Annotated in this window: 7 protein-coding genes; 4 read left to right on the forward strand and 3 right to left on the reverse strand. The window is 55.4% G+C overall.

Translation table 11 applies throughout. The annotated features are described in order from the left end of the window. Positions 1-281 precede the first annotated feature (281 nt). Genes ACOYIE_RS06330 through ACOYIE_RS06340 form a run of 3 tightly spaced genes read right to left on the reverse strand, consistent with a single transcriptional unit; the run spans position 282 to position 5,322 of the window. Positions 282-1,565 (reverse strand): Gfo/Idh/MocA family protein, encoded by a 1,284-nt coding sequence (locus ACOYIE_RS06330; RefSeq protein ID WP_278658070.1) that lies wholly within the window; start codon positions 1,563-1,565, stop codon positions 282-284. 14 nt (positions 1,566-1,579) lie between these two features. Beyond that, a complete protein-coding gene (locus ACOYIE_RS06335; RefSeq protein ID WP_205507088.1) occupies positions 1,580-3,442 on the reverse strand; it encodes a beta-N-acetylhexosaminidase in 1,863 nt (620 codons plus the stop codon). After that, complete coding sequence (locus ACOYIE_RS06340) at positions 3,439-5,322, reverse strand: hypothetical protein (RefSeq protein WP_278658072.1); 1,884 nt, start codon at positions 5,320-5,322, stop codon at positions 3,439-3,441. The genes ACOYIE_RS06335 and ACOYIE_RS06340 overlap by 4 nt, the downstream gene beginning before the upstream one ends. Before the next feature lie 207 nt (positions 5,323-5,529). Here ACOYIE_RS06340 and ACOYIE_RS06345 point away from each other — a divergent pair, with 207 nt between their 5' ends. The 4 genes from ACOYIE_RS06345 to ACOYIE_RS06360 form a co-directional block, all read left to right on the forward strand. After that, positions 5,530-6,522: an ABC transporter permease gene (locus ACOYIE_RS06345; RefSeq protein WP_433411501.1), complete on the forward strand. Its 993-nt coding sequence runs from the start codon at positions 5,530-5,532 to the stop codon at positions 6,520-6,522. A 28-nt stretch (positions 6,523-6,550) separates the two neighbouring features. Then, on the forward strand, positions 6,551-7,477 hold the full coding sequence (locus ACOYIE_RS06350; protein ID WP_433411503.1) for a carbohydrate ABC transporter permease: 927 nt from the start codon (positions 6,551-6,553) through the stop codon (positions 7,475-7,477). A gap of 39 nt (positions 7,478-7,516) precedes the next feature. Beyond that, positions 7,517-9,166: an extracellular solute-binding protein gene (locus ACOYIE_RS06355; RefSeq protein WP_205485059.1), complete on the forward strand. Its 1,650-nt coding sequence runs from the start codon at positions 7,517-7,519 to the stop codon at positions 9,164-9,166. Positions 9,167-9,364: 198 nt separating this feature from the next. Beyond that, the coding region (locus ACOYIE_RS06360; protein ID WP_433411505.1) for a hypothetical protein at positions 9,365-9,559 on the forward strand (195 nt) is incomplete at its 3' end.

Raw genomic sequence — 9,559 nt, forward strand, 5'->3', positions numbered from 1 at the left:
GGCGGCGCTGGGTGTTTTCGTTCTTTGGTTGACATTTTTCATTACCCCTTTCCATTATACAGATTGTTTTTCTGTCCGGCAAATCGGGTATGGGGGCAGCAGACAGCCGACAGCTTGGTCCGCTTGACGGCAGCCGTTACGGCCTGTGCGGACAGTACGATAATTTTTTACAGTGCAACGGGCGGACAAAAATAAAATAACGCGCCGATCTATTTCGGCGCGTTATTTTTGTGTATGGATATTTTTCGTAAAATACAGGATCACAGGAATTCTGTGCGGAGTCATACCTGCGCGGCAAATTCTGAAAGCACGATGTTTTTTCCACCGTGCAGCCGCGAGGCTTCCGCGGCCAGCGCCATGATGTGGCTGTCGATTGAAACGTCGATGGAAGTGAGCGGTTCGGTGCCTTCCGTGCGGAGCATCTCTACAAAAGCGTCCATCAGACGGTCGTCGCCGCCGCCATGTCCTGCGAATTTGTCTCGGACGGGGTCCAACCGGATGGTCTGAACAGGTCTGCCGAAAGGGTGCAGAAAAATGCAGTTCCGCAGCATGTCGATCTCCAACTCGCCCAGCGAGCCCATCGCCCGTAGGCTGCGGCGGCAATCGGCCGTAAATGCCGTGACGGTAAAAGTGGCACAAACACCGTTGGCAAAAGCCATACTCACGCACTGATGGTCCGCTACATCGTTGTCACACGCATATACGCAGCGTCCGTATGGCCCCTGCTCCAGCGCTCGGCGGACGTTTTCCGGTGTGGGGTGCACGTCCAGCACCGAGCAGGGCCACTCTGTATTGCCGTGTAGAATGCCTGTCTTTTCGTTGTCCATATAGATCTGCACGGCATTATAGGGGCAATCGCCGCGGACACGACACTCTGTACAGCGCCGGGCTGCGCCTTTCGGCGCGTTCTGTGCAAAGAAAACAGATAACCCGCCTACCGAGGAAAGTGAAATGCAGGTGTCTCCGGCCAGCCACCGCAGCAGATCCAGATCATGACAGCTTTTTGCAAGGATCATGGGGCTTGCCTCCCCGGCCCGGCGCCAGTTCCCACGGACATAGCTGTGAGCGAAGTGCCAGTATGCCACATTCTCAATCAGATCCATATGAATCAGGCGGCCGATAGCATTGGCATCCAGCAGCTGCTTGACAGTGGAAAATATCTGCGTATAACGCAGGACATGAGCTACTGCAACGATGCGCTGGTATCTGTGAGCGGCACCGCGCAAAGAAAGACATTCCTGCAAATCGGGCGAGACGGGTTTTTCAAGCAGAAGGTGATACCCTTTTTCCATCGCCGGGACAGCATGCCGGACATGCTGGCGGTCCTGTGTGGCAATGACGGCCACATCGCCCAGGCGCGGCGCTTCCAACAGAGCTTCCATGCTTTCATAACAGCTTTCTTCGGCAAGGCCGAAAGCCTCCCGCGCGGCTGTGCGCTTGGCCGGGTCCGGGTCTGCAACGGCTACAATGCGTATTTTGTCGGGATTGCGGCGCGCGTAGGAAGCGTACACCTCATAGCCCCTTACGCCCAGTCCGCCGATAACGGCGGTGATCGGTTGTTCCATCATACTCCTCCTTTTCAGATCCGGCAGGCAGAAATGCATTCGGTCCAGGAATAGCAGCCGGAAAAATGTCCGGCGCTATCTGTAAGATACCGCAGCTTCGGGCTGAAAAGCGTCTCCAGCGCAGAGGCGTCACCCGCTGCAAAGCGTTCCATCCGGCGCGCCGCGGTATCGAACCGCCCCGCAAGGCCGGACAGGCGCAGGTCGATAACTTCAAACCCGAAGGGATTGTTCGTGCAGTCCCACAAAGCCTCCCAGGCGCGCTTGCAGCACAGGGTCTGCCGTGCGCACGCTCCGGCCAGCTGCGCAAGCACAGAAGCGGTACCGGCCTTCGCTCGGGGTGCCTGCTCCCGCCAGCGGCATTTCAGCTCCAGCAAAAGGGCAAGCTGCTCATAAAACCGGTACAGCGCCTCAAATTCCGGCGAGTCACTGGAGAAGTTTTCATATTTACGCGCAAGATCCGCATAAAACCCGGAAAAGGACATGCCCGCCGTATCGGCGGCGAACAGCGGCACCAGAGGGTCCTCATACAGCAAAAACTTGGCGGCGTTCACAGGATCTTCGCTTTTGGCGGCGACGCCTGGAGGGGTGTTGAAATCTCCCATGTACGCAAAGGCGGCCGGGTCTTCTCCGGTGCAGGCGCGAAACCGTTCGTCCACAACGTCCGGCCGCGTATCTCCGGTGTAATCGTACTCAGCATACAACTGCATGCCGTAAAGCGCTGTCAGCAAATTGGCCTCGCCGCCGTTGTCGCCCCAGGCGGTGGCAAACACGGAGCGTATCCCATTCGTCTCGCAGGCGTGCAGCCCGGGAAGAGAAGACGCGCGCATCTTATCCACAGCGGGTGCGGGCCCCACCCATGTCCAAAGCCCGCCCGCAAAAACCACGGGAGCACCAAACTGGGCATGGACGTGCAGAAGATGCTCGTACACCGGCTGCTCGTTATGGTAGTAGTCCCAATAAACGAGGGGGACATCCCGCCGCGCCGCGCTCAGAACATCCGCAGGCAGCTGCCCGGGAGCATCGTAGTAACCTCCCGTAGGCGAGGCCGCCCGCAGGTACATGTCGCTCCATATCATCGGCTGCAGACTGTATTTCTGTGCGATGGCGCACACGCGGGCAAGATGCTGTTCCATCAGTTGATGTGACGGGACAAAGCCGTTTTTGAAGCGGTAATTTCCCAACCCCAACGACCAGGCCTCATCCATACCGATATGTACCCGCCGGGTGCGGAATGTCCCGCTTACGGCACGAAGCAGCTGTTCGATGAATACGTAGGTTTTTTCTTCCCCCACCATCAGGATATCCTCGGTGTCCCGCAGCGCTGCGTCTACCTGCGGCCAGTGCAGCGCACGTTCCAGATGCGCCAGCGTCTGAATGCAGGGCACCAGCTCAATGCCCAGAGCAGCTGCATAGGAGTCCAGCCCGCGCAGCGCTTCAACGCTGTACCGGCCGCGCAGATAGCCGAAATAGGGCTGCTCCGGTACCTCATAGGTGTCTTCGGTGTACAGCATCAGGGTGTTCAGACCCATCAGAGCCATTTTGCGCAGGACCATTTTCACGGCCTCCACCCGGGGAACAGCGTTCCGCGAACAGTCCAGCATCACCCCGTTGTGCTCAAACACCGGCTGGCGATGCAGCGCAAAGCGCCGATGGTCCGCCCTCTTAAGGTAAGAAAGCGCCCGGAAAAATTGTACCGGCTCACAGTATTCCACCCGCAGGGTCTGTCCGTCGAACTCGGCGGAAAAGGCTCCGCCCCGGCGGGCAGAAAGCCGTATTCCGTCCGTGCCGGAACGAAATCCCTCGTGCATACACAGTTTTTCCAGACCGCTGCGCAGTTCGTCCGGGAGCCCGCATAAATCAATTTTCACAGTGTTCATCGGTAAAACTCCTTTAACTTATCTTTCAGCAGCCCGCTGTATAGTCCGGCCGTGATTTCCGCCACAGTCCAGCCGCTTTCCACCGCCCAAGGGCCCCAGCCCACGTCATTGGGAAGCCCAAACACTTCCATCATATCCACATCGTATCCGCGCGCCCATGCGCCGTTGATTTTTGCATTCCTGCTGCTGATCTGGGCGCTGGCAAGAAACCCGGCATGGCGGAGGAACAGAGCGTAGATATTTTCGTCTCCTGTGACGAAATAAGCCTGCATCAGGCCCATAGGCACCCAGTTGTTGCTGTACAGCAGATCTGCCACAGGGTCTCCGTTCCGGCTCAGCAGTGAACATTCGCCACCCTCCTGTCTGCTGCATGCGGCGGAATAGTCGCTGTCCCACTCGAGATATGCGCCGGAAGGATGGCGCACGGCCTCAAGGCTGCGGATGACAGTGTAGAGCATTTCCAGGTCCGCCTCCTTCCCCGTGGCATAGTACAGCCATGAAACAGGCAGAAGCAGGCGGCAAAGCTCCTCGGTCTCGCTCTGCTCGCGCACTGTTTTGGGATAGGCCGCCAGAAGAGAGCGCATGCCCCGCTCCCCGACCTCCAGACACCGGGCGTCCCGTTCCATTTTTCCGTACAGCAAAAGACACGCAAGATAAAACGCATTGTAATGCGCGCAGGGAAACGCGCCGTTCTGCGTGTGCAGCCGTTCAAAATCCGACTGCGTCATATTCAAATTGTCCGTGCGGGCCGGCCGCAGCCCGTCCGGGCCGGTCGTATTCATCAAAAACTCCAGCGCCATACGGCATTGCGGCAGATACTCACGTCCCTGCCCATACAGCGCCTTGAGCAGCGTTACCAGCATGGCCCGGGCCATATCGTCCTGATAGCATACTTCCCACGCGACATCCGTCCAGCGCAGCATGCCTGCACAGCGCCCGGTCTTGACCTGCATTACGTCGTAGACGTAAGCTTCCAGCCGGCCGGAACGTGCCCGGCTCTCTGCGTCACCCGTAGCCAGCGCATGAAAAAAATAAGCCATCGCCGCTTCGCCGCAGCAGTCCGTACGGATGGGAAACGCGATTTTCTGATGGCCGTCCGGATAAATCTCGGTGCCAAGGCCCTCCAGCACGCCGCCGTTTCCGCCGTCAAGGAGCGTGCCGGATGCTTCAAACCAGTGCAACGCCGCCTGTGCGCACGCGCCCAGTTCACTGCTCCGCCCCAGCGTATAGGCCGGCTCGGCCGGAGGCAATTCTACAGGCGTGCCGCAAAGCCATTCCACCAATGCAGCAACTACACGCCGCCACACGCTGACAGGAGCGAAGCGCGCCCGCACAAAATTACACAGACGGAAACTGCACACCGCTGTAGTAGGTGTTTCAAACCAGACGCCGTAAGCCGTGTGATCTTCTTTGTCGCTTTCGGAGAGCGGTTCGCATGCGTGCTGCGTCAATCCTTTTTTATACACGAGCACAGGCCGCGCCCCGCGGCATTTATAATAAGGAGCCGACCGGAAATTGCACTGCTCGTCCAGCAGCGTCCCCTCCGGCATGCCGGTGAATGCGCCGTCCGCACACACAAGGCGCAGGAACCGCGTGGATTCGGGCGGCATGCAGTAGTTCTGCGCAAAGCTGAGCGCATATTCGTAAAACACCCTTTTGCCCGCGGCGGAAAACGCTTCCAATGCGCTGCGGCTCCGGGCGGGCAGTACCAGCGGCTCCTCATGCGTGCCGCCAAAAACGCAGGCACAGTCAAATGTATCCAGGCTGTGCGGGCCCAGCGCATGCGGCGCAAAAACGACAGTGGACACCCCGTCGCACCGCTGCAAAAGCCGGGAGAGATCGCTTTCTCCCCGTGTGATGATCGCGACAGAAACAGACATGTCTTTTCCTCCTTCAGACCATTTTGTCCGTGGTTTAATTCCATTATAGGAATAGGGCCGCATAATGCAACGGAATGGAAGAATTGCTGGCCGCGAAAATAATGCGCAGCGATTTTTTTACTGAAAAAATTGTTTTTCCGGCGGTAAAAATATTGCTTGCCTGCTGAAAATTTTGTTGATTGCTTTCGCCGGAGGGGGCATGTAAACTTGATTTTGGAAAACAAAGCTGCGAAAGGTTGGTGGCAAGCCGTGCAAAAGACAACGGAGCAAAAGGCGGCGGGACGTCCGGCGCGTCTGAATTACAAGATGAAGACGCAATTACAACTGTATGCGCTCCTCGCTCCCGTGCTGATTTTAATTTTTATTTTTTGTTATTTGCCTTTATATGGCCTGCTCATTGCCTTTCAGGATTGGTACCCAGGTATGCCGTTTCTGGACTTTACCGGTGCTACCAAGTGGGTAGGCCTCAAGCACTTCATCTCATTTTTTCAAAATCCATATTTTTGGCGTCTGATCAAAAACACACTGGTGCTCAGCGCATTGAATTTGGGTGTAGCGTTCTGGATCCCCATCGGATTTGCGCTGCTTATCAATGAACTGCGTCTGGTAAAGTTCAAAAAGTTTGCTCAAACAGCAAGCTATCTGCCCTATTTCATCTCCAGCGTTGTTGTGGCGGGCATGGCGCTTTCATTTCTCAGCAGCGACGGTATTATCAACAAACTGATCGTACTGCTGGGCGGCGAGCCGTTTCTTCTGAATATGAAGCCACAGTATTTTCCAATCGTCTACACGCTCATTAATATATGGCGAAATTTCGGATGGGGCAGTATTCTGTATCTTTCGTCGATGGCGTCTATCGACACGGCGCTGTACGAGGCCGCCAGCCTGGACGGAGCAAATCGCTGGCACAAAATGTGGCACATCACACTGCCCTCCATCAAGCCGACCATCGTCGTCATGCTCATTATGGGCGTGGGCGGAATGCTGAACGCGGATTCGGATATGATTCTTCTACTGTACAGCCCAGCTACTTATGAGTACGCTGACGTCATCGGCACCTATCTGTACCGCTATGGCCTGGTGGGAGGCAATTTCAGCTATGGCACAGCTGTGGGCCTCTTCATCTCGCTCATCAACTTCGGCCTTATGTTCCTGGCGAACAAAGTCTCACGCAGGGTCGCAGACTATTCGTTGTGGTAATTTATTTTACAAGAAAGGGTGACTTTGCATGGCTCGTGCTTCTTTCCTGAAAAAGCGGCGGGGTGTCAACAACCATATTCAGGAAGGCTCCCGCATGGTTGACGCGCTGATCCTGGCCGTCATCGTCCTGATTTGTGTTCTCACGCTGTATCCCATGCACTATGTTTTCATCATGTCCATCAGCAAACCGCAAGATGTGATGGCGATGAACGTCTATCTATGGCCTACCGGGTTTGAGCTGGAGGCATATAAAAAGATTTTTACCGACAGCAACATGTGGCGCGCTTATGCGAATTCCATCTTATACACTGCGTCTTCCACAATATTGATTCTTATCACCAGCGTGCTGGGTGCATATCCCCTTTCCGTACCGGAGCTGCGCGGGCGCAAATTCGTCGTAGCGTTCGTTCTGCTGCCCATGTATTTCGGCGGCGGGCTGATTCCTACGTTTTTGGTGATGAACAGCCTGCATCTTTACAATAATATTTTTGCTATCATCATTCCGGCATCGTTCAGCATCTGGTATATCATTCTTACAAGAACATATTTCACGGGTATTCCGAAAGATATCCGGGAATCTGCGTTCATTGACGGCGCAAGCGATGCGGTGATCCTGTTCCGGATCTATCTTCCCCTTGCAAAGCCTATTCTGGCGGTGATTGCCATTTACTCTATCGTCTCCATGTGGAACAACTGGTTTTCGGCACAGGTGTATCTGCCGGATCAGGCGCTGCACCCGCTTCAGCTGTACCTGAAGCGCGTTCTTGTGGCGCAAACGGTGGACCTTACCAAGCTCAACTCTGCCGATATCGGCAACGCCATGCGTCAGATGATCTCCGCGATACAGATGCAATATTCCATGATTATCTTTACGACGCTTCCCATTATTTTCACTTATCCGTTCTTCCAGAAATATTTTATCAAAGGCGTTATGCTCGGCTCCCTGAAAGGCTGAACAGGGGCCGGCAAACAAATATATAATTAGGAGGACACCATGAAAAAATCGAAACTGTTGGCACTCATTCTGGCGGGCTGCATCGCAGTCTCTTCCCTGACGGCGTGCGGCGCCGCATCCGGCACAAGCGCGGGCGGCAGCGCTCCGGCGAGCGGCTCTGCCTCTGCAGCGGATGGCGTCAGTCATCTGAAGATCATGGGAACCGAGGGCTGGGCTCCCTGCACTGACTGGAACGAGGTGGGCGAATACAGTGCCTTTAAAACCCTGCAGGGCTGGCTGGACGAGGCAAAGCTGGACGTTGAATGGGAGGTCATTACCGCAGAACAGTATCCCGTGATCCTGCAAACGCGCCTTGCCTCCGGCAATGACCTGCCCGATATCGTAAAGGTCCACACACTGGATGATGCGGCGCTGCTTGCGCTGGCTGAACAAGGGCTAATCATTCCGATCAACGAAATCATAGATAAATATTCCGCAGGCCCCGCGCGGGAGGCGTTCAACAAAACTTTCCCCAGTGTGCGTCCGCTGACGACGGCCGAGGACGGCAATATGTACTGGTTCTGCAATGTGCAGAACAAATACTACGGTGACAACAACGATGCCAACGGCAGCTTCAGCATTCTGTACCGCCGTGACTGGGCCGATGCCCTGGAAATTGACGAGCCGGAGAACCTTGAGGAATTCACACAGATGCTGCGTGATTTCCGCACCAAGGACGCGAACGGCAACGGGCAGCAGGACGAGATCCTGTTCATAGACCCCAGTTCCTTTCGCACAGGCATTGCGCAGTGGTTCGACCTTGCCACGGGCACCATCGCACTGGACCCCCAACAGAATAAAATCGTCACTCCCTGGAAAAACCCCAATGTCAAAGCATATTTCGCATATCTTAACAGCCTTGTCAACGAAGGCATTTTGGATCCCGCTGTCGCGGGCAATTATGAGCTGCTAACGCAGAAGCGCGCGGAAAATAAAATCGCCGCCATGTGGGATTACACCAACGCCATGTGGAACGAGCCTACGGTTCAGGCCATCGCCCCGGACGCGCTGTATGCGCCGCTAATGCCGCTGCCCGCTGTGGACGGCGTGGAGCCGGCGTCGATGTCTGAGCCGGGCCAAATGGTATGGGAACGCTATGCCGTAACAAAAGACTGCAAAGATCTGGAGGCTGTTGCCCGGCTGCTGGACATTGTTTACTCCGAGGACTATGCTACGCTGACTGCCTTTGGGGAGGAAGGCGTCAACTTTACTTATGATGAGGAAGGCGTGATGGTATCCTGCGGTCTGTCTGGTGATGAACTCAGGGAGCAGCGGATTGCAGAAGGTGCAATGCTCTGGAATGGCGTACTGCCCCGGGTGCAGTCCGTAGATATGCGGCAGCAGGTCGCTACCTGTGACGATTACAAACGTGACGTGACACTGGCTCTCATCGACTACGATAAAAAATATCCGGATCAGCTCAACAACTTCCTCGCCCTTCCAACAAAGGAAGAATCGGAACGGATCAATGAACTGCAGGCCAATCTCGATACAGCCTCTCAGGAGCTTGCTACAAAGCTGACATTGGGCCAAATCCCCCTTTCTGATTTGGAAAAAGAGGTTGAGAAACTGGATGAGTTAGGCCTGTCGGAGCTGCTTGAAATTGCACAGGCGCGTTATGACCGCTATTTGGCGAACCTGCCTTCTTAAAACTGGCATCTTTCCACACCTCTGCCAACCGTGCCGCATCTGCGGCACGGTTGGATGTGTTATTGCCTCCGGCATTTGAGGGACCTCTTTGTAGCATGCGAGGCACGAACCTGGAAATATGTTACAATAAAGCTTGCCGCGGCTGTCCATCCCGCGCATCGGCCTTGGCCGTAAATTTGTTTTGAGGGGGAAAACATCATGCGCCGTGCATTTTGGCATTCCAGGGATTTTCAGCGGTACTTTTTTACATACGCTATTTTATTTTTTTGCATGCTTTTAGCAGGCACATTTGTGATTGTTTTAGTCACGCAAGCCGAACGCAGGCATGCGGCGGACCAGCAGCGTACAGCCCAAGGACAACGGATCGCTGAGATAGTGGACAACGCCTGGGAT

The organism is Agathobaculum sp., assembly GCF_050946325.1.
Taxonomy (GTDB): Bacteria; Bacillota; Clostridia; order Oscillospirales; family Butyricicoccaceae; genus Agathobaculum.

Coding starts and splice junctions, on each gene's coding strand:
- ACOYIE_RS06330 (WP_278658070.1), bottom strand. CDS start 1,565: ATGGAACAACCGATCACCGCCGTTATCGGCGGACTGGGCGTAAGGGGC.
- ACOYIE_RS06340 (WP_278658072.1), bottom strand. CDS start 5,322: ATGTCTGTTTCTGTCGCGATCATCACACGGGGAGAAAGCGATCTCTCC.
- ACOYIE_RS06335 (WP_205507088.1), bottom strand. CDS start 3,442: ATGAACACTGTGAAAATTGATTTATGCGGGCTCCCGGACGAACTGCGC.
- ACOYIE_RS06355 (WP_205485059.1), top strand. CDS start 7,517: ATGAAAAAATCGAAACTGTTGGCACTCATTCTGGCGGGCTGCATCGCA.
- ACOYIE_RS06350 (WP_433411503.1), top strand. CDS start 6,551: ATGGCTCGTGCTTCTTTCCTGAAAAAGCGGCGGGGTGTCAACAACCAT.